This is a genomic window from Pseudidiomarina planktonica (assembly GCF_900177775.1).
In the GTDB taxonomy this organism is placed as follows: domain Bacteria; phylum Pseudomonadota; class Gammaproteobacteria; order Enterobacterales; family Alteromonadaceae; genus Pseudidiomarina; species Pseudidiomarina planktonica.
Genome location: NZ_FXWH01000003.1, coordinates 95,539 through 120,517, shown reverse-complemented (window position 1 = coordinate 120,517; position 24,979 = coordinate 95,539). Strand labels below are relative to the sequence as shown.

The 24,979-nt window shown below is 48.1% G+C and carries 22 protein-coding genes; 10 read left to right on the top strand and 12 right to left on the bottom strand.

The genetic code is table 11. The annotated features are described in order from the left end of the window. Positions 1-13: 13 nt before the first annotated feature. Positions 14-1,057 (bottom strand): cysteine synthase A, encoded by a 1,044-nt coding sequence (locus CCE91_RS10735; protein WP_086435296.1) that lies wholly within the window; start codon positions 1,055-1,057, stop codon positions 14-16. A gap of 26 nt (positions 1,058-1,083) precedes the next feature. Further along, complete coding sequence (locus CCE91_RS10730; protein ID WP_086435295.1) at positions 1,084-1,494, bottom strand: hypothetical protein; 411 nt, start codon at positions 1,492-1,494, stop codon at positions 1,084-1,086. A 307-nt stretch (positions 1,495-1,801) separates the two neighbouring features. On the opposite strand from CCE91_RS10730, the gene CCE91_RS10725 reads away from it, so the two are divergent. Then, complete coding sequence (locus CCE91_RS10725) at positions 1,802-2,140, top strand: P-II family nitrogen regulator (RefSeq protein WP_086435294.1); 339 nt, start codon at positions 1,802-1,804, stop codon at positions 2,138-2,140. An 11-nt stretch (positions 2,141-2,151) separates the two neighbouring features. Then, positions 2,152-3,399, top strand: coding sequence for an ammonium transporter (locus tag CCE91_RS10720; RefSeq protein WP_086435293.1), 1,248 nt, complete (start codon positions 2,152-2,154; stop codon positions 3,397-3,399). A gap of 9 nt (positions 3,400-3,408) precedes the next feature. Here the strand turns inward: CCE91_RS10720 and CCE91_RS10715 are convergent, their stop codons facing one another. Together CCE91_RS10715 and CCE91_RS10710 are read right to left on the bottom strand one after the other, a co-directional pair. Next, positions 3,409-4,932, bottom strand: coding sequence for a methyl-accepting chemotaxis protein (locus CCE91_RS10715; protein ID WP_234996327.1), 1,524 nt, complete (start codon positions 4,930-4,932; stop codon positions 3,409-3,411). A 168-nt stretch (positions 4,933-5,100) separates the two neighbouring features. After that, positions 5,101-6,183, bottom strand: coding sequence for an AI-2E family transporter (locus CCE91_RS10710; RefSeq protein WP_234996326.1), 1,083 nt, complete (start codon positions 6,181-6,183; stop codon positions 5,101-5,103). A 124-nt stretch (positions 6,184-6,307) separates the two neighbouring features. Between CCE91_RS10710 and CCE91_RS10705 the strand changes: the two genes are divergently transcribed. Continuing rightward, positions 6,308-6,805 carry an Mpo1 family 2-hydroxy fatty acid dioxygenase gene (locus CCE91_RS10705; RefSeq protein WP_086435290.1) on the top strand — a complete coding sequence of 166 codons (498 nt, stop codon included), beginning with the start codon at positions 6,308-6,310 and terminating at the stop codon, positions 6,803-6,805. Between the two features lie 63 nt (positions 6,806-6,868). On the opposite strand, the gene CCE91_RS10700 is transcribed toward CCE91_RS10705, so the two are convergent. The 3 genes from CCE91_RS10700 to CCE91_RS12360 form a co-directional block, all read right to left on the bottom strand. Continuing rightward, positions 6,869-7,090, bottom strand: a complete 222-nt coding sequence (locus CCE91_RS10700; protein ID WP_086435289.1) for a hypothetical protein — start codon at positions 7,088-7,090, stop codon at positions 6,869-6,871. Positions 7,091-7,194: 104 nt separating this feature from the next. Continuing rightward, complete coding sequence (locus CCE91_RS10695; RefSeq protein ID WP_086435288.1) at positions 7,195-8,211, bottom strand: GNAT family N-acetyltransferase; 1,017 nt, start codon at positions 8,209-8,211, stop codon at positions 7,195-7,197. Positions 8,212-8,217: 6 nt separating this feature from the next. Beyond that, positions 8,218-8,352, bottom strand: a complete 135-nt coding sequence (locus CCE91_RS12360; protein ID WP_268802172.1) for a hypothetical protein — start codon at positions 8,350-8,352, stop codon at positions 8,218-8,220. A 287-nt stretch (positions 8,353-8,639) separates the two neighbouring features. Here CCE91_RS12360 and CCE91_RS10690 point away from each other — a divergent pair, with 287 nt between their 5' ends. Beyond that, entirely contained in the window at positions 8,640-9,416 is a 777-nt protein-coding gene (locus CCE91_RS10690; protein WP_157984168.1) for an alpha/beta hydrolase, read from the top strand. After that, positions 9,416-10,663: a kynureninase gene (gene kynU, locus CCE91_RS10685; RefSeq protein ID WP_086435462.1), complete on the top strand. Its 1,248-nt coding sequence runs from the start codon at positions 9,416-9,418 to the stop codon at positions 10,661-10,663. The genes CCE91_RS10690 and kynU overlap by 1 nt, the downstream gene beginning before the upstream one ends. A 6-nt stretch (positions 10,664-10,669) precedes the next feature. Here the strand turns inward: kynU and CCE91_RS10680 are convergent, their stop codons facing one another. From CCE91_RS10680 to CCE91_RS10670, 3 genes are all read right to left on the bottom strand, one after another. Further along, a complete protein-coding gene (locus CCE91_RS10680) occupies positions 10,670-11,740 on the bottom strand; it encodes a bifunctional transcriptional activator/DNA repair enzyme AdaA (protein ID WP_086435286.1) in 1,071 nt (356 codons plus the stop codon). A gap of 91 nt (positions 11,741-11,831) precedes the next feature. After that, positions 11,832-12,446 carry an FMN-binding negative transcriptional regulator gene (locus CCE91_RS10675; protein ID WP_086435285.1) on the bottom strand — a complete coding sequence of 205 codons (615 nt, stop codon included), beginning with the start codon at positions 12,444-12,446 and terminating at the stop codon, positions 11,832-11,834. 1 nt (position 12,447) lies between these two features. Next, a complete protein-coding gene (locus CCE91_RS10670) occupies positions 12,448-12,810 on the bottom strand; it encodes a VOC family protein (RefSeq protein ID WP_086435284.1) in 363 nt (120 codons plus the stop codon). A 168-nt stretch (positions 12,811-12,978) separates the two neighbouring features. On the opposite strand from CCE91_RS10670, the gene CCE91_RS10665 reads away from it, so the two are divergent. Both CCE91_RS10665 and CCE91_RS10660 read left to right on the top strand, forming a co-directional pair. Beyond that, positions 12,979-13,512: an NUDIX domain-containing protein gene (locus CCE91_RS10665; protein ID WP_086435283.1), complete on the top strand. Its 534-nt coding sequence runs from the start codon at positions 12,979-12,981 to the stop codon at positions 13,510-13,512. A 72-nt stretch (positions 13,513-13,584) separates the two neighbouring features. Beyond that, positions 13,585-15,879, top strand: a complete 2,295-nt coding sequence (locus tag CCE91_RS10660; RefSeq protein ID WP_086435282.1) for a hybrid sensor histidine kinase/response regulator — start codon at positions 13,585-13,587, stop codon at positions 15,877-15,879. A 6-nt stretch (positions 15,880-15,885) separates the two neighbouring features. Here CCE91_RS10660 and CCE91_RS10655 read toward each other — a convergent pair whose 3' ends face one another. Continuing rightward, positions 15,886-17,496: an EAL domain-containing protein gene (locus tag CCE91_RS10655; RefSeq protein ID WP_159454942.1), complete on the bottom strand. Its 1,611-nt coding sequence runs from the start codon at positions 17,494-17,496 to the stop codon at positions 15,886-15,888. Positions 17,497-17,711: 215 nt separating this feature from the next. Here CCE91_RS10655 and CCE91_RS10650 point away from each other — a divergent pair, with 215 nt between their 5' ends. After that, a complete protein-coding gene (locus CCE91_RS10650; protein ID WP_086435280.1) occupies positions 17,712-19,889 on the top strand; it encodes an EAL domain-containing protein in 2,178 nt (725 codons plus the stop codon). A gap of 16 nt (positions 19,890-19,905) precedes the next feature. On the opposite strand, the gene CCE91_RS10645 is transcribed toward CCE91_RS10650, so the two are convergent. Next, positions 19,906-22,191, bottom strand: coding sequence for a hybrid sensor histidine kinase/response regulator (locus CCE91_RS10645; RefSeq protein ID WP_159454941.1), 2,286 nt, complete (start codon positions 22,189-22,191; stop codon positions 19,906-19,908). A 226-nt stretch (positions 22,192-22,417) separates the two neighbouring features. Between CCE91_RS10645 and CCE91_RS10640 the strand changes: the two genes are divergently transcribed. Then, the gene (locus tag CCE91_RS10640) at positions 22,418-22,675 is read left to right on the top strand and encodes a TFIIB-type zinc ribbon-containing protein (protein ID WP_086435278.1); all 258 of its coding nucleotides are present in this window, start codon (positions 22,418-22,420) and stop codon (positions 22,673-22,675) included. A gap of 106 nt (positions 22,676-22,781) precedes the next feature. Next, positions 22,782-24,974, top strand: a complete 2,193-nt coding sequence (locus CCE91_RS10635) for an OsmC domain/YcaO domain-containing protein (protein ID WP_086435277.1) — start codon at positions 22,782-22,784, stop codon at positions 24,972-24,974. Positions 24,975-24,979 lie beyond the last annotated feature (5 nt).

The following is a 24,979-nucleotide window of genomic DNA, read 5'->3' as shown; positions in this document are numbered from 1 at the left end:
TCTTTACCGAGCCTTAACCATTCCACCAAATGCTATCGCCAGCATCTTTGTAGCGCGCGAATAGTTCGGTGATAGGTTCCAGAGCCATACTCAAACCGCGATTTCGTAAGTACTCAGGATTGTACAATTTACTACTGGAACGCTCGCCTAAGTCACACGCAAAAGTGACTATGGTTTTGCCGGGTCCGGATTGCGCTGCAGCACACAAAGCACCCGCCACATTCAGCGCCGAGCTACTGCCCAAAACTATGCCATCACGGTCGCGTACGTAGCGCGATAAGGCTAATAAATCTTGATCGGGCAAATTCACCGCCGCATCCACTTTCGCCTGCTTGAAGTTTTCCACCAGGCGCATAATGCCAATCCCTTCGGTCATGGAGCCGCCAGCTGCTGCAACAAATTCGCCATTGCGCAAATAGCTGTACAAACCAGATCCGTCAGGATCGGTTAACCAAACCTGTAAATCAGATTTTTGCTGCTTTAAGAAGCGTGAATTGCCAGCAATAGTGCCGCCCGTGCCAGCTACCGACACTAGTATGTCGATAGCGCCTTTGGTTTGTTCCCAAATTTCCGGGCCGGTTTGTAACTCATGGGCGCGCGCGTTACTGGTATTTTCAAATTGGTTTGCCCACCAAAAATCGCTGCGTTGTTCAGCCATTTTCCGGGCGGTATGGTAAAAATGATTTTCATCGCGAAACGGCACCGGGTTTACCGTTCTAAGCTCTGCGCCATGCAAGGCAATCATGCGCTCTTTTTCAGGCGCCTGATCGTTTGGCATTACCGCCAACATATTAAAACCCAGTGACTTAGCCACCAGTGCCAGACCGATACCCGTGTTGCCGGCAGTACCTTCAACAATAGTCATGCCTCGTTCCAGCGCTCCGCTACTAACGGCATCCTGCACCATTTGCAGCGCGGCGCGATCTTTAATCGACCCGCCCGGATTTTGAAACTCGCACTTCAAAAAGATATCGCAGCCGGTAAGCTGCGATAACGAGTTAATTCGTAACAGATCAGTTTGCCCAATCAGGTCGGTTGGACGCGAACCAGTGCGCATAGCCACTACTCCCTAAAAGTCGGCGTTTAAAACCAGATATCGGGTTTATCCAATGGTGAGTTCGATGATTGCTGCTGTTTGCGTTGCTCTTCGTCTACCACGTAACCAGTACCGTCGCACTGAATTGCAGCATTGCACTGATTTAGTTCAACGGTCTGGCAGTGAGTAAGCACTACCGCATTACCACCTGCATTTAGTACGTCGGCCTTTAGTGCCAGCAATGCACTGCGTTGTTCAGGTGCATCATCATTCCAGCCTTGCTGGCAGTCAATGCCGCGCGCCGAACCTAACAGTTGTGCTTCAAAATCAGCATTATAAATTTCGTACGGACGATAAAACTGTACTTGTTCCAACAGCACTTCATCTAAAGATGCGCGTTTGGGTTCTGTATCAGATAAAAAAGGAATGTTCTGACAACCTGCTAATAACAGCAGCATTAGCCCGCCAGTAACTCGAAAAAGCCATCCTTTTTGCATTAATTTACACACCCATTTTGTTCGTCTGTGAAGGCTCACAACGATAATTTTTTGTGCTGCAATTGTCCAGTAAAAAGGCGCTTTAGCGCTGGGATTTACGCACCAATTTGGTGCACCTACAGCCCCATTGCTCAACAATGATGCAACAAATCACCTACCCCAAAACCACGATTCTATATAAATCATGAGCTTACCTGTTTGGCACGATTACTGAAGAGTCTACTCGTCATGCCGCGGGCATGTTGCTTCACGGGTCAGGAGAAAAACCATGAAACTAATCACTGCACTCATCAAACCTTTTAAGTTAGATGACGTTCGTGAAGCCCTTGCTGAAATAGGTTGTCAGGGGCTAACGGTAACTGAAGTGCGCGGCTTCGGCCGACAGAAAGGACACACCGAGCTGTATCGCGGGGCTGAGTATCGGGTTGATTTTTTACCTAAGGTGAAAATTGAAATCGCCACCAGCGATGCCCTGGTTGAGCGCGTGGTTGAAGCCATTACCGAAACCGCTCACACCGGCAATATTGGTGATGGCAAAATTTTTGTCACAGCGCTGGAACACGTGGTTCGAATTCGCACCGGCGAAGTCGACGATGACGCAATTTAGGGAGTCTTACCATGGAAACAACTCAACTAAGTACCACAGTAACGGAGTTGCGCTTTGCTCTGGATACCTTTTATTTGCTGCTGTCTGGCGTGTTAGTTATGTGGATGGCCGCGGGCTTTTCAATGCTTGAAGCGGGGTTAGTTCGCACCAAAAACACCACCGAAATTTTGACTAAGAACATTACCTTGTACGCCATTGCCTGCACCCTGTTTTTGCTGGTGGGCTACGGCATTATGTACACCAACAATACCGAAGGTGGTTGGTTACCGGGCTTGGCGTTGGGCTATGGTGAAACCGCCAGCGATGCCACTCATGCGAAGGCCGCCGACTTTTTCTTCCAGGTGGTGTTTGTGGCCACCGCAATGTCTATTGTTTCGGGCGCGGTTGCCGAGCGCATGAAACTCATTAGCTTTTTAGTGTTTGCAGTAGTGCTAACGGGCTTTATTTACCCGGTTGAAGGTTACTGGACCTGGGGTGGTGGTTTTATTAGTGAAGCGGGCTTCGTGGATTTCGCCGGCTCGGGAATTGTGCACATGGCAGGTGCAGCGGCAGCCTTGGCTGGCGTACTATTATTGGGACCTCGCTACGGCAAATACTTCAAAGACGGCTCTATTCAGGCTATTCCAGGTGCCAACATGCCACTGGCCGCCTTAGGTACACTTATTTTATGGATGGGCTGGTTTGGCTTTAACGGCGGCTCACAGCTACGACTGTCGGATACTGAGAATGCTCTGGCCATTGCCGATGTATTCGTAAACACCAACGCCGCGGCTGCCTGTGGCGCCATTAGTAGCCTTATTCTAACCCACCGAATTTGGGGCAAAGCCGACCTGACCATGATTTTAAACGGTGCCCTGGCTGGTTTAGTGGCTATTACCGCCGACCCAGCTTCACCCTCACCGCTGTTAGCCGCGTTAATTGGCGTTGGCGCTGGTTTATTGGTAGTGGTTTCTATTATCACCATAGACCGCCTGCGCGTTGATGACCCGGTAGGTGCGATTTCGGTGCATGGGGTGGCCGGCCTGTTCGGTTTATTGCTGGTTCCGCTTAGCAACCCAGAAGCCAACCTGTGGACTCAGTTATTTGGTGCCTTTTGTATTTTTGCCTGGGTATTTATTACCAGCCTGGCGGTGTGGTGGTTATTACGCAAAACCATAGGTATACGCGTTAGCGCACAGGCTGAGTATGAAGGGGCTGATGTTACCGAATGCGGAGTTACCGCCTACCCTGAGTTTGTCAGCGGCAAATCGAACAGTTAACAATAAGGCTTATAAAGGGTGGTAGCCAATACGGAAGCCACCCCAATGCTTACCATTTACATGAATGGGCACCGACAAGTCATGCATGACTTCGCCGGTGTCACGTTTATAGGTTTGTAACAGCAGTTTGTGTGTATGCGAACCACAACGGCGGCCAGTTTTATCGTCAAACATACGCCGTGAACGGTTACCCACCAGATCTTGCTGTTGATTACCGGTAAGCGGCTGATTAAACGCATTATTGTGGCGTGCCACATAACCATTAGGGTCGGTGGTAATAGCAAATACCACATGAGAATTTTGCTCTACCGCTGCTTCCTGAATACGGGGTAATTCGCGATCGAAAAACTCGGTATAAGGCGTTTCGAATTTCTTCGGTTCTACTCCGGCAACCGTTGTGTAATTTCTCGAAAACAGCTGTGCTTCGGTTAACTCACCGCTTTGCAGGGCGGCAGTTAACAAAGCTTCTACCCGATCCGCTGAATGCCGCGCAATATCGTAAATTTGACGGTGCGGAGAATTCTCATCTGACTCCACCAACAGCGCCAGTAACTGCTCCGCCTGAGCTTCAAGTCCGGTTGCCTGACTAGTCACTGTATCCATTTGCTGCTGCTGATTCAGTAACTCAGCTTCAACCTCAGTTAATAATTGGGCGTTTTCACCAAGGTCCTGCTGATTGTCACCAACGCTGCTGGCAATGTTACGCAGCTGCGCTTCCATGGTTTCCGCCTGACCGGCAATGTCGCCCAATTGCGTTACCATGGTGCCGGTAGTAGCGGATTGCCGTTCAACCTGTTCCGACAGCAAATCCATAATACTGGCGGCACTGGTGGTTTCCTGATGAATGGCTTCCACCAAATCGCCAACTTCAACCGTTGCGGTAGAGGTGCGCGCCGCTAGTGAGCGTACTTCATCAGCCACCACTGCGAAACCTCGCCCATGCTCACCCGCTCGCGCCGACTCAATGGCGGCATTTAGTGCCAATAAGTTGGTTTGGTCAGCAATGGAACGAATAACGTCGGTAACTTTAAGAATTTGATCGGCCTTGTCGCGTAAACCGGCAACCGTGGTGGCGGCCCGACGGCTTTCTTTTACCATTTCAGCAATCTCTGCCGTTAACTGCTGCACCTGACGCTGCCCGGTAACACTAATTTGCAGGGTTTGCTCGCCTGCCGCAGCAACCTCACTGCTGAATTGGTAAATGTCCTGAGCACGTTCGCTAACAGTATTGGAATTACGCACCGCATTACCTAAACGGGCAACGGAATTATGCAGAACTTTGTTCAGGGAGGTAATGGTATGGCTGAGTTCAGCCGTTGAAATGGCGTTACTACCGGAATTTTTCGCCACATCAGCCAAACGGCTGTTAGCGTCTGCTTGCCCGGCAGCACCAGCATTGGTTTGCACCTCAGCAGCATTATCATTGCGGGCTGTGTACCACTGGTTCAGTAGCACTATTGCCGCCACAATCACCAGATTACACAATAGCTGTAGCCAGGGTGTTTCCAGCAACCACAGTGTTAAGGCTTGCAAAACCAGTGCAAGCCCAAGTGTAATTAGTAAAAATCCAACCCTAGTATGCTTCATGGGAGCCCAACAATAGTTTACCGTGAGTAAGAGTTAACTTAGTCAGTCTCTATTGTTATCGGTCAATATTCCAGCACCTTAAGCTCATACTATAGTCGTAAGCCGGGCTCGGGCTTAGTTACTCCCGGAGTTATCGCTATCTCTATTATCGGGGTCCGCATTAAACTCCCGCATAAAGATGTCCCAGGAAACAATAAATAAAGCAGCAATTAAGGGGCCAATAACAAAGCCATTAATGCCCATTAGCGCCAGGCCACCAATGGTTGAAAACAACACAATATAGTCAGGCAGCTTGGTATCACGACCAACCAACAAAGGCCGCAATATGTTATCGGCCAGGCCAATAATAATGGCGCCGTAAGCAACTAGCACTGTGCCCTCAACCCAGTCACCCAGCGCGTATAAATAAATGGCGACCGGTAACCACACCAGCGCCGCACCTATGGCAGGAATAAGCGACAAGGCCGACATCACCACACCCCATAATAGCGGTGCGGGAATATCCAGAATCCAGAAAATAATACCGCCCAAAGTACCCTGTACTATGGCCACTACCAGATTACCTTTCACCGTAGCCCGAGTTACCTCGGCAAACTTTGAAAACAGTTTACGTTCCCGCTCATCGCCCAATGGTAGAGCTTTCACCATAAGATCAATCAGTCGGTTACCATCGCGCAACAGGAAAAACGTCAGATACAGCATCAGCGACAAGGATATAAAGAAGCTGGCTGTGCCGGTACCAAAGCTAAGAGTTTCGCTGGCCAGATACTTACTTGCCTGGGTAGCGCCCTCATAAATGCGCGTGCGCAAATCACCCACTTCAATACCCATACGTTCCAGCAACGAAATAACCGTCGGAAAGGCTTCCTGCATGCGGGTAATGATTTGCTTCGGGTCAATGTCACCGGAATCAATAGCTTTGTAGAGCTGCACCCCTTCATTCACAAAGGTGGAGGCAATTAACAATACGGGTATTACCACAATAATCATGCACAGCAACAAGGTGATTAATGCGACCCTGTTCGGCTTATCGCCTATTTTTCGGGTTAACCAGCTTTGTACTGGATAAAAAATCACAGCAATAGCACAAGCCCAGAAAATAGCTCCCCAGTAGGGTTCCAGAATCAGCAAGAACAGTATGCTGACAATAATCAGCAACACCATAAAAGCCCGGCGCTCTAGTTGCTCGCGCATCATTTTTTTCCTCAATTGACTGGTGTACGTGCTTTGGTTTTCATATTGACACCGCCGCCACAGCGTAGCAAGCTTGAATAAAGTAACGGTTTGTAAAGAATCGCCAGAACATAAAATGGAAAGCACTATGGCTCACAAAACAATTACCGATCATCTTGCCCAATATGCCGCATATCATCGTAACTTTAAGAATATTTTAACCCACCTGGTGGGTATTCCAATGATAGTGCTGGCTCTTATTACGCTGTTATCACGGCCTGATTTTGTTATTAGCGGACTGAGTATTTCACCAGCGAACATTCTAGTAATTGTGGCTGTTATTTTTTACGTGCGGCTGGATATTCCGCTGGGCTTATTGATGGCGCTGTTATTGTGGATCTGTCTGAACGTAGGCAGTGCAATTGCCCAGCTCAGCACTGGTGAATGGCTCATGTGGGGCATCGGCCTGTTTGTCGTAGGTTGGGTATTCCAATTCATTGGCCACTATTTTGAAGGCCGTAAGCCTGCCTTTGTGGACGATATTATGGGGCTGGCCATTGGGCCCTTATTTGTGGTTGCGGAAGTAGTCTTTATGCTGGGCTTGCGCAAGCCGCTGAAACAAGAAATTGATCGTCGCTGCAGCTAACCGACTAAATAAAAAGGAAAGTGTTCGGAGCACTTTCCTTTGGTTTATCAACTTACAAACCAGCTATGGTTGATTGTTAACACCTTCTTCAATCAACACTCGTTTGCGCGGCTGGTTCACCCAGTATACATCAACCTTATGCACTGAATGGCGTGCCGCTCGTTCTACCTGTTGCACTTCGTCGTGGTCGATAACGTACTTGTACTTTTGCGTTCCCGCATAGTTCGAGCCGTTAGAACATCCAACTAGTACCAGGGTTGCAATACAGACACCTAACAATCGCATGGTAACCTCCTTACGATCTACTTATGCCTAACATTAAGTATAGTTTGGAAGCCCACCAATTGGTTAATTTTTGTACAAATTATTTCTTTTTAGTTTTTAATCAGTTACAAGAAACTGAAGAAATATTTGTTAATCAGCAATGCCGAACACACACTCCAGAGCCCTAAACTAAACAGTGGCAGCGCAATCATTACCCGCACAGTAACCGACTGTTTTACAGTGTTTTGATCCAGATAATGCGGAATCGACGGCATCATGCCGGCAATAGCATCGTCAAAGCGACGCAGGTTCTTTTTGTGATGATTTAAAAAGTTCAAACCTGACTTCAGTTTCAGGCAAAACATAATATTCACCACAAAGCCAAATACCACCAACACGCTCACAATCCAGTTATTGGTGGTGGTTGCATCACGCTCGAGCAAGAACGCAAAGGCAGTAAGAATAGCGGTCATAAAGCTAACCAGCATGCCCAGTTTGGTCCAGTTTAAATTGTCTTCGTGCATGTACAGGCTGGCAGTACCTTGCTCTTTTTCAATTAAATGCTGCACCAGTTCATGACGATTCACTTGCGCCATACGAGTTTGAGGCCGCGTGTCAGTTTTGGAATAGAACCAGATTGAGCGTGCCCGGGTCACTCCGTCGTAATCCGCCGGTGGGTGCAAATCCCACAAATGGGAAAAACCAACTTTACGATGATACTCAATAGACTTGGTATTTAGCGGTTCATTTACCACTGCCGCCAAAGCTAAATCCGTATCCATTTCTTTAAATAACTTCGCGTAAAGTGCGGAGGCCGCACCGCGCACCTCACCACTACCGCAAATTTGCTTAATCAGGGTGAAAGGCTGAACCACGGAATAACGCAGGCAGGAGTTAATCACTTCCTCAGGCTTAATAGATTCGCTCTTGTAAGCCAATAAGAAGCCTCCCAGTTTGCCGTCTTCTTCGGCCACCCAGAAGTACTCTGCCGTATCCACATAGTTCTTGTACATATCAGGCGAAAAGTTGGAGATTAAAAAACCAGTATTTTCCGGATCTTTTAGGTTTTTCAGTAAGAAACGTTCTGCCAGAGCATGCAGCGCTGGCACATCATCATAGGTTGCGCGCCTAATAGTTATCATTGCTTATTAGTCCTCGGGCTTATCAATTTTTTGTTTTTCTTGCTGCAACTCGTCCAAACGTTTTTCCAGATTCTGGACTTTCACATACGCAATCACGCCAAACACACTGAGCACGAAACTAAACAACAGGAATGCAAACATCGTCTTCTCCAGCGAAGTGATAGTTAGAAATACTTTGGGTAAATGCTACCACAGCTTGTGGGCATGACAGAAAATCATGATATATACAGAAGTTGTATAGATTATTCTTGCGCTTTATTGCAGGATACACAGATTCTATTCTTAGCTATCTTTAAATGCAGTAACTGAGCGCACCCATGAAAAAAAACTCTCTTCTAGCGGCAGCTTGTATAGCTACAACACTTAGCGCTTGCACGGTTAATAACACACCAAAGACTACCACCGGGGCACCAATAGAGTACCAATCGGTGGCGGCCCAGGTGCCCTATCAGGCGCTCACTCAGCTGCCGGTAGCGCAGCCCAACCAGCGCATTAACTATGGCACTGAGCCCTCACAATATGCTGAACTGTGGCTGCCTGCAGCGAAAGATGCGCCGGTAGTAGCCTTTATTCATGGCGGCTGCTGGCTTAGCGCTTACGATATAAAGCACAGTCAGGCCTTTGCCACCGCCCTTCGGGATCAGGGTTTTGCGGTGTGGAATATTGAATATCGGCGCGCCGGCGAACCCGGCGGTGGCTGGCCCGGATCATTAAACGACATTCATGCGGCACTTACCGCATTAGGACAACAACAGCTCAACTTAGATCAAGTGACCTTAATGGGACACTCAGCTGGTGGTCACCTTGCGTTGCTTGCCGCGCAGCAGTCGTCGGTGGATATTGATACGGTTATCGGGTTGGCAGCCATCACTGATCTTGCTAGTTACGCTTCCGGCAACTCCGGCTGTGAGCAAGGTGCACAAGCATTTATGGGCGGTACACCAGCGCAGCTAGAAGCCGCATATCAACTGGCAAATCCTGCCAGTCAGCCCGAACCTGACACCGCGACCTTGCTTATTCATGGTACAGACGACACAGTGGTTCCGCTGCAGCAAGCACAACTTCCGGGAGCTACCACACTCGAAATTCGCGAAGCTGGCCATTTTGATATGATTCATCCGGGCGCCCCTGCATGGCGCCACATCATTACAGCGCTGCGGCAGAGCTTACAAAGCTCAGCGCCCAGTCAGGAGAGTGCCAAGTGATAACCAAACAGAACGTGCTCGAGCTTGATAACAACGACCCCATTGGCTTTGCCCGCGATCGCTTTTATATTCCGCCGGGAAAAGTTTATCTGGATGGCAACTCGCTGGGTTTAATGAGCCACGATACCCACGCTCGGGTAGCCGAAGTAACGAACCGCCAATGGGGAAAAGATGCTATTACCAGTTGGAATAAACATAACTGGATTGGTTTACCGCAGCGTGTTGGTGAAAAAATTGCGCCATTAGTTGGTGCCGCACCGGGTCAGGTTATTTGCTGCGACTCTATTTCGGTAAACTTATTCAAGACGTTAGCCGCATCACTTACGCTGGTGCAAACAGAACAGCCACAGAAAAATCAGGTGCTGTCTACACCAGACAACTTTCCAACCGACTTATATATGGTGCAGGGTCTTCAGCAATTGCTAGGACAGCAGCGTTGCGAACTGGTATTGGAGAAAGAACAGCAACTAGCCGATGCAGTTACGGACACAACTGCTGTAGTTCTAGTTACTGAAGTAAACTTTCGCACCGGTCGGCGACTTGATGTTGAAACACTAATAGCCAAAGCGCACGCAGCTGGCGCTATGGTTATTGTTGATTTAGCGCATAGTGCCGGCGTATTGCCCGTTGATTTAGATGCCTGGCAAGCCGACTTTGCGGTGGGCTGCACTTATAAATATTTAAATGGTGGCCCCGGCGCACCTGCCTTTATTTACGCGGCCGAGCGGCACCATGCCAAGCTACAGCAACCGCTAGTAGGTTGGATGGGTCACGCGAATCCATTTGAATTTACCCCTAACTACAGCCCGGCACCGGGTATTAGCCAGTTTTTGGGTGGCACACCGCCAGTGCTTTCGATGAGTGCAGTGGATGCGGCACTGGATGCCTTTAAAGATGTGAATCTAGGGCAACTGAGATTCAAGTCGATGCAGCTAAGCGAACTTTTTCACGACTTAGTAGTGCAGTTTGAACTCACCAGCGAACTAACACTGATAGCTCCAGAAGATCGAAACCAGCGGGGCAGTCAACTCAGTTATGAAAGTGAGCATGCATACGGGATTTGCCAGGCACTTATTGAACGCGACGTGGTGGCAGATTTCCGCTCACCTAATTACCTGCGGGTAGGCTTTGCGCCCTTATACAACAGCTTCCACGATGTGTATCTGGCAGTGCAGGCACTCGCTGATGTGATTGAATCTAAGGCGCATTTGAGTGAACGCTGGCAGCAGCGCAACGCGGTAACTTAAAGAGATTTAGCCGAGGTGCCGGCGTTCATGATCTAACAGCCATTGCTTGCGCTCTAAGCCACCACCGTAGCCGGTCAGGGTGCCGTTTTTACCAATAACCCGATGACATGGAATAACAATAGCCACACGATTACAGCCGTTCGCTGATGCAACGGCCCGTACCGCTTTCGGGTTACCAATAGCTTCAGCCTGTACCTGATAACTCCTGGTTTCGCCGTAGGGTATGTCACCGAGCACCTGCCAAACTTGCTGTTGGAAATCCGTGCCTGGTGTGTGCAATGCCAGCGTGAACTCTTTGCGGGTTCCGGCAAAATACTCGTCCAGTTGTTGCATAGCTTGCTTGGTGTGGTCGTTCTCGCCGGTAATTATTTTGGCTTTTAAACGCCGCTGCAGATCTTTAAATTCGGTTTCCAGCATACGCCGGTCAACAAATTCAAGTAAGCATACGCCCTGCTCGGTAGCACCCACAAACATAGGCCCCAGTGGGGTAGTAAAGCGGTTAATTACAATTACATTTGTTTCCATACCATTGTTCTCCCTGAAGTTAGCGGGTGAGTGCCCCATCACTTTTTTAAAGGTATACCCGAAGCCACTGAGTGACTCATAGCCACTGTCAAAGGCGGTATTGGTTGCGGTTTGCCCATGCGTTAATTCCCGATACGCAATATTAATACGGTACATACGCTGAAACGCCTGAAAGGTCATCCCGTAATTCTGCTTAAACCAACGGCGAATGGGTTCCGGACTCAACCCCTGTTGTTGCAACTGGTAGTCGGAGATTTTTTGCTTAGGATTCTGTCGCACCAGCTCAATTGCCGCCGCAACCGGCTCAGGCGCTTCGTTGGCGTTCTCGGTAGGCCGACAAATTTTACAAGGTCTGAAACCGGCATTCAGCGCATCTTTAAAAGTGCTGTAAAACTCTACGTTTTCTGGCTTCGGCTTACGCGCCCGGCACGATGAGATACAGAACACACCAGTAGTGACTACTCCTACATAAAAAATACCCACATAGGACTGGTCGCGATTAAGCAAAGCCTGATAGTAACTACTCACTTTTTCGGGGTTCTGAATACGCATAACATGATCCGCTGTTGCCTCATAGAAGCAGAGTACGCGTCAAATACTAACCCAGCCAACCGAAAAATCGACGACTATTTTTTTGTACGCATTAACTGATGAGTTCTGCCATAGCAGCGCCTTCATCGGCCAGGCCTTGTTTAACACCAGCGCGGTTACTCTCAGTTTGGTTCTGACTGGCTTTTAATTTGCCGGTCAGTTTTTCAATGGTTATTTCAACACCCACAATTCCTTTAATTAACCGCTCAGTGTAATCAGCGGGAGCATCATCAACCGACCAAGGCTGCTGCCTGCCCGACTCGTGTCGGTCGGTTAGCTGATGCAAATGCTCCTTTAACCAAGTCGCATCCTCAATAAGGTTCGCGTGCCCCTCGGCATGCACCGCCAGATAGTTCCAGGTGGGCACCACCCGGCCGGTTTCAGCTTTCGACGGATACCACGAAGGCGACACGTAGGCGTCAGGACCCTGAAACACCGCCAAAACATTTGCGCCGTTCTGCAGGCGTTTCCATACCGGGTTGCTACGCGCTAAATGGCACTGCAGAACTCCGGGCGAGCCAGAGCCATTGCTACAAAGACAAAACGGCACATGCGTAGCCTCAATCCCTTGCTCATCTGCAACTATAAACAACCCAAAGCTGTAGTCGTTAATGTACTGCTGCAGCTTTTGCGTGTCGTCTTCCCTGAACTGACTCGGAACGTGCATGTTAAGACTCCTCCGGCTCTGACCATACGGCGAATTCGTTGCCATTCGGGTCAGCGAAGTGAAAGCGTCGCCCACCAGGAAACGAGAAAATATTCTGCACTATAATTCCACCAGCGGACTTAACCCGCTCCAGCGTAATTTCCAGCTCGCTACTATAAAGCACTACCAGTACGCTGCCATTACTGGTGGTAGCTACTTGGTCTGACTTGAAGAAACCACCATCAAGACCAGCTTTTTGAATAGCCGCATAATCGGGGCCGTAGTCAATAAATTCCCAACCAAAAGCATCAGTAAAAAAATGCTTGGTTGCATCCATATCCCTTGCGGGTATTTCAACGTAATTAATACTTCCTGTTGCTGGCATAAAACGCTCCTTAACAATTCGCAGGCACTACTCACAGTGCGACCTATGTATTATTGAATCTACACCCAAGTCACCTTCTTCGCCAGAATATGGTTTTGACGGCAGGCATGATTGTGCGAAAATGCCGCGCAATCACCTTCTGGCCTAAAAGCAAAACTGAAGAATAAGATGCGTTTACTTGCTGATTTAATTCATCCCTCGTTAACTGATTTATCAGGCGAGAAGCTTTACCGGCAAGCGGTGCGCGGCATCGTAATGCGTGACGATGAAATACTCCTCCTGTACACCGAGCGCTATGACGATTTTAGCTTTCCGGGTGGCGGTGTCGATGAAGGTGAAAGCCTGATCCCCGCGCTGAAGCGAGAGCTACAGGAAGAAACAGGCGTGTTGGTTGTGGGCGAGCCAAAGCCCTTTGGTATGGTGAGCGAATACCAACCGTATTGGAAACCGCAGTGGCCCATCATGTACCAGAAGTCTTACTGGTATCAATGCGAGGTAGCTCTGGAAACCACAGCAACCAAAATGGAGCACTACGAAATTGCCAATGGCATGCGCCCGCAATGGGTGAAACTAACTGACGCCATAAACCACAACCAACAAGTACTCCAGGCAGCTCCCGCTACTATGGGCTTGTCGATTCACCGCGAAACCCATGTGCTAAAACAATTAGCCCAGAAACTAGCGTTAAAACATAAGTGTTAATACAATCATAGCTCACGTAGTATCCACCTATTCGTTGAAGTAAAAAAACAATAATTCAACAAGGATAACAAAATGAGCCGGCGCCTATTTCAACCCATGTTCGGTGTAGTAAGGCCTACACGAGTCATTAGCACCATAACGCTGATTGTGCTGATGCTGGTGGTGTTCGTCACTGACAGTTTAACGCAGCTAGGCTTCGCCCACGGGTACTTGTACATTCCCATTATTTTATTAGCCAGTGCCATTGCCAGAATGCGCACCGTAATTATTGTCACCTGCTGCGCCCTGGTACTGAATTCGCTTGGCTATCTAATCTCCCCTGAAGTCGATGTCGACTTAGATACCTGGTATGTATTAGCCAACCGCTCACTCACCTTTGTTATCATCGGTGCCACTTATGTGCTGCTACACATTATTAGTAGGGCCGAGAAATCGGCAGCCAAAAATCTACAGGTAATAGCCCAAAAGGAATACTTCAAGGAACTTTCCGACGCCTTGCCCGTAATGGTATGGACCGCTAATCCGGACGGCACCATTGCCTATGTAGGCTCTCAGTTGATCAACATAACCGGCAAAAGCTCCGATTATATTCTGGAGCACTGGAAGAGTATCTTGCACCCTGATGATCTCAAGCGATCACTCGCAATCTGGGATCACTCAGTAGCTACCGGCGAGCACTATTTAGTTGAGTTCCGTATTCGCGATTATCAAGGCAACTACGTATGGATGCTGACGCAGGCTAAACCAAAATATAATACGGAAGGTGAGGTTGAGGCCTGGTATGGTTCCTGCTCAGATATTACCAAGCAACGAGCTGAACAAGAACAGCTCAGACTGCTGCGCACCGCTGTATCGCGCTTAAACGACATAATCATTATTACCGAAGCAGAACCTGTGCAAGAACCTGGCCCACGCGTGGTATTTGTGAATGAGGCCTTTGAACGAAAAACCGGTTACACCGCCGAAGAAATTATAGGGAAAACACCACGCATTCTGCAGGGGCCTGGTACGCAAAGCTCCGAACTCGATAAAATACGTTCAGCGCTGCTGAAATGGAAGTCAGTACGAGCCAAAGTTTTAAATTACACCAAAGACGGCCGCGAAATTTGGTTAGAGCTGGATATAGTTCCGATTGCCGACAAAAATGGCTGGTATACCCATTGGGTAGCAGTGGAACGCGACGTGACCCGTGAACACAATATGGAACAGCAACTTCAGCAAATCCAGCGGCTTGAGTCTATCAGCCATTTGACCGGCGGCATTGCGCACGACTTTAATAACCTGCTAACGGTGGTTATGGGTAACGCCGATATGCTTTGCGAAACGCTCACCGATGACTCTCAGCGCCAGTTGGCAGAAACTATTGTGCAGGCCTCAGAGCGCGGAGCAGCACTGACTAATAGCTTGCTAGCCTTTGCCCGCAGACAAACCCTGAACCCCACTTCGGTAGACATAGAAACCATACTCGATGATCTATCGCCACTATTAAAGACAGCTATTGGCAGAGAAAATGAACTGATCGTGAAGGTAGAACCGCATCTACCAAGTATTTTTATTGATCACGCCCAACTTGAAAATGCGTTACTGAATTTAGCTACGAATTCTAAGCACGCCATGCCCGCCAATGGGGAGTTCACCATTGAAGCATCCGTTTCCGAGCTTGATGCAGGTTATTTAGAGCTACATCCAGAAGTTGAGCCTGGAAGCTACTTACTGTTAAAAGTATCTGACAATGGTCACGGCATACCCAGCGACGATATTGAACGCATATTTGAACCTTTCTTTTCGCGTCGGGAAGACAATTCCGGCACCGGTCTTGGACTAAGTATGGTGTTTGGCTTTATCAAACAGTCGGGCGGACATATTTCGGTATGCTCAGAAACAGCCGCAGATAAAGGCTCAGGCACTACCTTCTGTTTATACTTGCCACTGATTGATTCGGCTTCCACTGATTCACCCTCCGTGAGCTCCGCAGACACTTCAATGCCAGCCCAACTCACAGTTCTGGTTGTTGAAGATGAAGCGCCAATTCGTCAGTTAGCGGTTAATTATTTTGAGTCCGAAGGCTTTCAGGTGTTAGAAGCCGAGAACGCAGAAAAAGCGCTGCAACATATGGAAGCGCAACAGCGAATTGACTTCTTGTTCACTGATGTTGTGATGCCGGGAGAGCTATCAGGAGTTGATGTGGCGAATGTATTTGCGAAGCGCTACCCGTCGGCAAATATTATGTTAACCAGCGGCTTTTCCGACAAGATCGTGGAACGTGAAACCAAAGATACACCGCGTTATCCAATACTGTCGAAGCCGTATCGGAAAGAGCAACTTATGAGTCAGGTTAGTCAGGCACTGAAAACGAAGAGTAAGTAGCGGGTTTTAACGGATGCGGGCCCAGGGAATGTCTTTCTTGGGCAGCGCTTTACTTAGAATTGGCCCCTGCAGTTCGTCAACGCCCAACTGCTTCAGCATTAACAACGCCTCACGGTTCTGCACCCCTTTGGCAATAGTGGTTAAGCCTTTGGAGCGAACCATTTTTATTAAGCTGTATAGCTCGCGTTTTTTGTCGCTGTGATGCCCGGCCTTGTTTATGAGCCCTTTCGTGAACTTAACCGCGTCTACCGGCATCCGGAATAAGGTTTGAATTGTCGCTTTACCCTCGCCAAAGTCTGACGCAATTATACACAACCCCTGATGTTGAATGTGGGTAAGATAGTCCATGCTTTTTTTATCGGCGTTCACTAGAGCAGCTTCTGACACTTCCAAACTAAATAAACCACTTGCCATAGTGTGCGCCCGAACTTCACGTAAAATATACGCCAACACTTTGGCATCAAGCTTATCTGTCAGGGAAATATTCAAGGATATTCGAAATTTGTAGCCCTTCTTGAACCACGCTTCTGCATCATGCAGTGCGTGCCGCACCAGCCACATGGAAAAGTACTGCACCATAGAAGCCTCTTCCAGAATGGGCATTGCCTCGGCAAACGAAATCATACCCCGACGCGGGTGATTCCAAAGCGGTATTACCTCCAGTGAGGTAAAATAACCATTGGCTGTATTCAGTCGGGGTTGGTAGTGCAGAACAAATTCGTTTTTGGCCAGCGCTTCCTGCAACTGCCGTTTCACTGAGAAGGCCCCAATGTCCTCGGCGTCGTCACTATGGCTATCGATCACAGCTGCCAGAGGCTGATCGTTGTCGATGGCACGCTGAGTGGTAGCCGTCAGTTCTTGCATGAGTTGCTCAACCGACTTATTACGTTGGCCGGCCTTACCGATGCCATATAAACCAGCAGCAGCTTCCAGTTTGCGTTCTTTGCCCTGAATAGCCACAGTTTCCAGTAACATTGAATTAATGTCTTTCTGCATTTGCTCAAAGGCATCAGCAGACTCCGAAGCATGAATACCTGTTAATTCATTGCTGGAGGTTTGGGTTACATAAGAGTCGGCACCCAGACGTTTTTGAAACTTATCGGCCAGCATCACTAAAAATTCGTCAGTGGCTTTTCGACCAAGTTCCTGCCGCAGTTTCTCAATATTCTCCAAACGTAAATTAACTAAATTCAGTTGCTTATCAGGAGTACGATCAGATACCTTTATTAACTTATCGATATGTTCCACTGCAGCAGTTAAGTTCGGCAGATTGGTGCCGGTCATACGCCGTTCAGCGGTATGCAGGGCGTCATGCAAGTGCAACACCAAGCGTTTTAAAATTCCGACGCCAAGACCTAACATAGTCAGTACAATTAGGCGTATTGGCCAAAAGTAGTCTTCGCCTCGTATTGCCGTGTTTACTGAGGTGTCTACCACAGGGCTTAACATCATGCCCACAATCAAGCCAGCCAGACCGCCAATCATAGGTCCGTGAATAAAGGCACTAAGCACAATAAGTAAAACGAAGCCGTACTCGAACACATGCGGCACACCGCCGGCGCCAGCAATAAGCTTAAAAGTAATAGCAATTAACGAAGCCGACAATAGCCCAATCAAAAGGTGTACCTCAGAGCTATACTTTTCAGTCGCTCTAAGAAACTTACTAATGTTCTCCAAACTTTCCTTGGAAGGCCACATACACTGAACACTCGATGAGTTTATTGATCTGAGACAAGACTATGGTAATTTGATTGCGTTGTCACTAGTATCACTTTTACGCAACACAATAACGAAACTAACGTTAAAATTATAACAACAAGCAAGGCGATAAAATGAATGCACACAAGCTGTTAATTATTGATGACGATGAGCTGGTCGGCCAGACCCTCAAGAGCATTGCAGAGCAATGTGGCTTTAATGTCATCTTTACCGACACAGCGTTGGCATTTTATGAGCAGCTAACCTTGTTTGAACCTGACTTGATCATGGTTGACCTGATCATGCCCGACACCGATGGCGTAGAATTAATTAAACGCCTTGCGGATATTAACCACAAGGCCAAGCTAATTATTATCAGCGGTGCCGGCAAACGAGTGGTAAATTCATCAGCGTTATCAGCACAAGAGCATGGTTTGGAAATAGCAGGCTTACTCAACAAGCCGTTTCGCGCTGCGGAAGTTCGCCAAATACTCACTGATTTTGTAAAGCGTGACCGGCGCCATAGTTCGCTACCCAAAGAAGAAACACTCCAGGAAAAAAACCAATGGTTCCCTTCGGCGGAGGACTTGCAGCACGCCTTAGATAACGACCTAATTGATGTGCATTTTCAACCCAAAATTAGTTGCGACAGTCATCTGCTGATTGGCTTCGAAGTGCTTGCTCGTTGGCAGGACGAAACCCATGGTGCCGTATTACCTGACTATTTCATTCAGCTAGCCGAGCGTTCTCATCAAATTGATACGCTAACTCACCAAGTTTACGAGCAGGCAATGACCTGGTTTGCCCGCCTTAGTAAGGTGGTGAACCCAAATCAATCTATGACATTGGTTATGGAACCCGAAAATCTGACCATGGCCATTAATATTTCAGTGGTGAATTTACAAAACCGTAATTTACCCGAAGAGCTCACGGAAAGTTGTGTCCAACACGGCATTAAGCCAGAGCAAGTGATTCTTGAAGTGACTGAAACCACCGCCATGGACAACCCAACTGAAATGCTGGACATTCTGACCCGGCTTCGCATTAAAGGCTTTGGGTTGGCTATCGATGACTTTGGCACCGGCTATTCGTCGTTGGCACAATTAGCGCGGCTGCCCTTTTCCGAATTAAAAATAGACCGTTCGTTTGTCATGACTGGCGACAGCTCGTTGGAATCTAAAGCAGTTATAAAAAGCGTGGTCGACCTTGCCAAGAGTTTGGGTTTAACTTCCATAGCCGAAGGCGTTGAAACCGATTCCATGCGCACTTATTTGCATTCTATTGGGTGCGACATTCTACAAGGATTCGCTATTGCCCAGCCGATGACCGGTGAAGACTCGGAAGTCTGGATTCAAAACTATTACCAAAGTATGGAGCAGCAACGCATACAGGCGCTGCAATCGCTGAGCATATTAGATACGCCGGAAGAATATCGATTTGATCGCATTACCCGCCTAGCGAAGCGGTTATTTAACGTACCAATTTCACTTATTTCTTTTGTTGATGTTGAACGCCAGTGGTTTAAATCGCACCCCGACTTTGATGCCCCGGAAACCTCACGTGAAGTATCGTTTTGCGCCCACGCCTTAGGTTATCAGGATGTGTTTGTAGTCAACGATGCGCAAGCGCACCCCAGATTCAAAGACAACGCACTGGTGCTTGATACCGAGAATCCAGTTAATTTTTATGCTGGTTGCCCGCTGCAACTAAAAAGTGGCGACCGTATAGGCACTCTCTGCTTAATTGATCATAAAGCTCGCAACTTCAGCGATCAGGAAAAAGTAGTCTTAAAACAGTTGGCTTTTCTGGTTGAAGAAGAACTACAAGCAGACGAGTATCAGGATATTGACCACCTGACCAGATTATTTAACCGAGCCGCGTTCGAGCATCGCGCACGTAGCATGCTGAAAATTGCCGAACGTAGCCAGCTCGGCATCTATTTGTTGTTAATTGATATTGATGATTTTCGTGAATTTAATGAAGTTTATGGCCACGGCGCAGGTGATAAAGCTCTGGTAACAATTGCCGACGCGCTACGTAACTGCTTCCGTCAGTCAGATATTATCGGTCGCTTTTCAGGCGACGAATTTAGCGTGCTGATGATTAACCGCCACGATGAGCACCCGATTGAGGTGCAACAAATTGTTGAACGGTTCCTGCACGACATTAACCTTGCGATTAATGAATCAATAGCAACCGGCTCTCTGAAGCTTAGTGTGTCTATCGGTATGGCTTCAGCCACTGACGGCCCAACCTTTGGTTACTCAAAACTGTTGTACGACGCCGAGCACGCGTTACATCACCGCGACTAGCAGAGCCTTACGCCGATTATTCGTAATCCAGCACCGACCTTAGTTTGTCCGCTAACTGGTAACGGCGATACGGCTTACTTAATAGGTGTACACCATAATTTAATCGCCCCTGATGCATCAGGGTTTCTTCGGTATAGCCCGAGGTAAATATAACTTTCAGGTTTGGATACATGTTTTGCGCGGCAACAGCCAGCTCCGAGCCATTCAATTTGCCGGGCATCACTATATCGGTAAACAGCAAGTCGACCGAGCTGAATTCAGCTAAACGCTCGAAAGCTTCGTCACCGGAACTTGCCGAGGTAATGCGATACCCCAGGCTTTCCAGTAATTTCACTACATGGTCACGAACGAGCGGATCGTCTTCAACCACCAGAATATGTTCTTTACCATGCTGTGGCTGGGCTAATTGAACCGGCTCAGATGACGCTTCTTGTATTTCTAGCAATGGCGGCAAGTACAACTTCACGCAGGTTCCGTGATTGGGCTCCGAATAAATGCGCATGTGTCCGCCCGACTGCTTAATAAAGCCATACACCATGCTTAAGCCTAACCCGCTTCCCTTCCCCACTTCTTTGGTGGTAAAGAAAGGTTCGTATGCTTGCGCCAGCGTTTCAGCATTCATGCCAGAACCATTATCGCAAATGGCAATCATCACATAATCGCCGGCCTTCACGTCGGGAAACATCTCAACATATACATCGTCTAGCGTGGTGTTGCAGGTTTCAATAGACAGACGCCCACCGTTAGGCATGGCATCATGCGCGTTAATAACCAGATTCAATAGCGCGGATTCAAGTTGTACCTGATCGGCTTCAATGCTGGAAACACCAGGTTGATGCGTTATTTCAACGCTTACATTTTCGGTTAAGGTGCGCTGCAGCAACACCTTTAAATCACTAAATAGCTCAGGTAAGTCAATTGCCTTTGGACTAAGCGGTTGCTTGCGGGCGAATGCTAGTAAACGGTTGGTTAGCTCAGAGCCGCGCTCTGCGGCAGATATAATCATATTGCCGTAATCACGCAAATGAGACTGCTGGCCAAGCTGCTCAGTAATTAACTCCGCATTGCCTAAAATAACCGTTAGTAAGTTATTAAAATCATGCGCAATACCACCCGTTAAATGCCCTACCGCCTCTAATTTTTGTGCCTGGCGTAACTTCGCATCCATGATTCGCCGTTCAGTTACATCAAGCATACTACCAATCATTCGCAGCGCTTTGCCGTGCTCGTCTCGCAACACATAGCCACGGTCAATAACAGTGGCATAGTCACCCGATTGGTATCTAAACCTATACTCTAGTTCCCAATTAGACTGAGTACTGTCGAGTACGCTATGAATATCTTCTGATACAACCTCAAGATCGTCTGGATGTATGCGGTTAAGCCAGGATTTTGAATCTTTCTCAACGTCTTTAGGGTGGTAGCCGTAAATTTCTTTTAAACTATCGTTCCACCACACCTCATCAGTAACTATGTCCCAGTCCCAAATAACATCATGCGAAGCCTTGGTCACTAAATCGAAACGCTCTTTGTTTAGCTTTAAGGCATCCTGGTTTTTACGCTCATCGGTCACATCACGAAAATAGACAGCTAAGCCATCTGAAACCGGGTACGCACTCACCTGAAGCCACTTGTCCAACGGCTCATAATACTCCACAAAGCGCACCGTTTTCTGAGTGTCCACCGCTTTGTTGTACTGAATATAGAAGTCACTTTCTTTGGCTTCTGGAAACTCGTCCCAAATATACTTACCGACCAGATCAGCAGCTTTACGGTCCAGCAGCTTCTCAGCGCGCTGATTCAGAAACATAGCTTTCCACTCGGTGTCTATCAGGAAGAACGCATCGTTGATGTTCTCTATGGTAGAACGCAAACGAGCATTCAAATCCTCAGAGTTCTTCAGCGCAGTAATGTCATTAACATGATTGTTAATAACCATTAGATTACCGGCAGCATCAAAAACCGGCACATTGGTAATGTCCCACCAGCGCTCTTCAAAGCCCCCACCAGCTGATTCTGGTCGCTGAATCGGATAACGCAGAGCCGGCATGGAGTGCGGTTGCTTGGTCATTTCAACGGTTTCTAACGAGTGCCGTATGGCTTTGGTAACATCAGCGCGGGGGTCGCTGTCGTCGTCGGGGAAAATGTCGAACACTAATTCGCCCATGATTTGCTCGCGGGTGGTCATAGTTGCCTCTAAATAGGCATCACTAACCCCCACAATCCGGTATTCACCAGGTGAAAGTACCAGATTTTTGCCGGATCCTTGCTCAAATATCCGTACATAGTCAAATTGTGACATAGGCTCCAAAGAAGCAGGTTCTTTATGATTACTCATAGTAACGTAAAGCTAGGAGATAAAGGCGGTTATGTAAAAGTTTTATGGTTCTGAAGACGTTGCATACAACAGGATGTTATTTAATTGTCTATATGAAGACTTTGGAATCAACTCTATAGTATCTTGTCATAAACCAGTATTGTTCTATTGGTAACTAATTTTGTAATAACCAGATATGAAGGAGAACACCATGAAGTGTCCTATCTGTACTGAAGAAAACTTAGTGATGACCGACCGTCAGGGAATCGAAATAGACTATTGCCCGAAGTGCCGCGGAGTATGGTTGGACCGTGGCGAGCTGGACAAAATAATTGAACGCAGCGCTACCCCACCGCAGCCGCAAGCTCAAGTGCGCAGTGAATACCGCGAGCCTCAACGGCATTCAAGTGACCACGGCTACCACAAAAAGAAAAAAGGCGGATTACTGGGCGACCTGTTTGATTTTTAATTGCTGGCAAGGTTATTAATCAATTAACAAATAACACCAAGACGCAGGCGGTAAAAATCGGGATAATAGCGGCCTTAAATTCAATTGCAGAATCGGTAGCGTGCCCATGGAAATCAAAGTTAACTTTCTTGAGAATCTCAGACTAGAAGCAAAGTTTGACGACTTCACGGTGGTTACCGATCAGCCAATTCGCTACAAGGGCGACGGCTCTGCGCCCAGCCCGTTCGATTATTTCTTAGCGTCGTCAGCGCTTTGCGCCGCCTACTTTGTGCGTGTTTATTGTTTGTCGCGGGATATTTCCACCGACAATATTCGGCTATCGCAAAACAATATTGTTGATCCTGAAAACCGCTACAACCAGATTTTCAAAATTCAGGTAGAACTTCCCGAAGATATTTCGGAGAAAGACCGCGAAGGCATTTTGCGTTCAATTGAACGCTGCACTGTGAAAAAAGTGGTGCAAACCGGACCGGAATTCCAAATTGAAACCGTCGAGAACATAGACGAAGACGCCCAGGCATTACTTATGGGTAATCCAGATGCGGGCTCGCGTACCTTTATTGAAGGCAAAGATCTGCCTTTAGAAGAAACCATCGCCAATATGTCGGGCATGCTGGCCGCGCTGGGCATGAAAATCGAAATCGCCTCGTGGCGTAACATAGTGCCGCACGTGTGGTCACTACATATTCGCGATGCCGCCTCGCCCATGTGTTTTACCAACGGCAAAGGCGCTACCAAAGAAAGCGCGCTGGCTTCAGCACTGGGCGAATTTATTGAACGCTTAAGCTGTAACTTCTTTTATAACGACCAGTTCTTCGGTGAAGAAATTGCCAACAGCGAATTCGTGCACTATCCGAATGAAAAATGGTTTGCACTTACCGAAGACGACAGCTTGCCGGAAGGCCTGTTGGATGAGCACTGCACCGCCATTTACGACCCTGAAGGTGAACTCTGTGGCTCGCATTTAATAGACACTAATTCCGGGCGGGTTGATCGTGGTATTTGTGCTCTGCCTTTCGCCCGCCAGAGTGACGGCGAGACCGTATACTTCCCGTCGAACCTGATTGAAAATTTGTACTTAAGCAATGGTATGAGTGCAGGTAACACCCTGGCAGAAGCTCAGGTGCAGTGCTTGTCTGAAATTTTCGAGCGCGCAGTAAAGCGCGAAATACTGGAAGGCGAAATTACGTTACCCGACGTACCCGCTGAAGTTCTGGCGAAGTACCCTGGTCTGGTGGAAGGCATTGAGGCACTTGAAGCCCAGGGCTTCCCAGTGCTGGTTAAAGACGCCTCGCTGGGTGGACAGTTTCCGGTTGCCTGCGTAACCTTAATGAACCCGAAAACCGGTGGCGTGTTCGCTTCCTTTGGCGCACACCCAAGTTTTGAAATTGCGCTTGAGCGCAGCTTAACAGAGCTACTGCAAGGTCGCAGCTTTGAAGGCTTAAACGACTTTCAGCCACCAACCTTTAACTCTATGGCCGTAACCGAGCCGAATAACTTCGTTGAGCACTTTATTGATTCTTCGGGCTTGGTGTCGTGGCGCTTTTTCAGTTCGCGCAGCGATTATGAATTCAATGAGTGGGACTTTACCAACAAGGGTAACCATACCAATGCCGAAGAAGCTGCCAGCTTGTTCGCTATTCTTGCCGATATGGGCAAAGAAGTTTATATGGCCGTGCATCAGGATCTTGGCGCGCCTGTGTGCCGCATTCTGGTACCTGGCTATTCCGAGATATATCCGGTGGAAGATCTGGTGTGGGACAACACCAACCAGGCCCTTGATTACCGTGAAGACATATTGAACCTGCACAGCTTAAGTGATGAGCAACTGGCCGATTTAGTTGAGCGCTTAGAAGACAGCCAGCTAGATAATTACACCGACATTATTACCCTGATTGGCATTGAGTTCGACGAGAATACCGCATGGGGACAGCTCACTATTTTAGAGCTGAAGATTTTGATTTATTTAGCCCTGCAACAACATGAAGAAGCCTTTGAGCTGGTAGAAGCTTTCCTGCAGTACAACGACAACACCGTTGAACGCGGCTTGTTCTACCGCGCCGTAAGCGCTGTATTAGAGATTACGTTAGACGACGAGCTGGAACTGGAAGACTACCTACCTAACTTCCAGCGCATGTTTGGTGCTGACACCATGTTGGCTGTGGTTGGCTCCGTGAACGGCACCATGCGCTTTTACGGCCTAACCCCAACCAACATGCAACTGGAAGGCTTAGACAAGCACCTGCGCTTAATTGAGAGCTATAAAAAGCTGCACGCTGCGCGGGCGGGTCTTAAATAAAACAG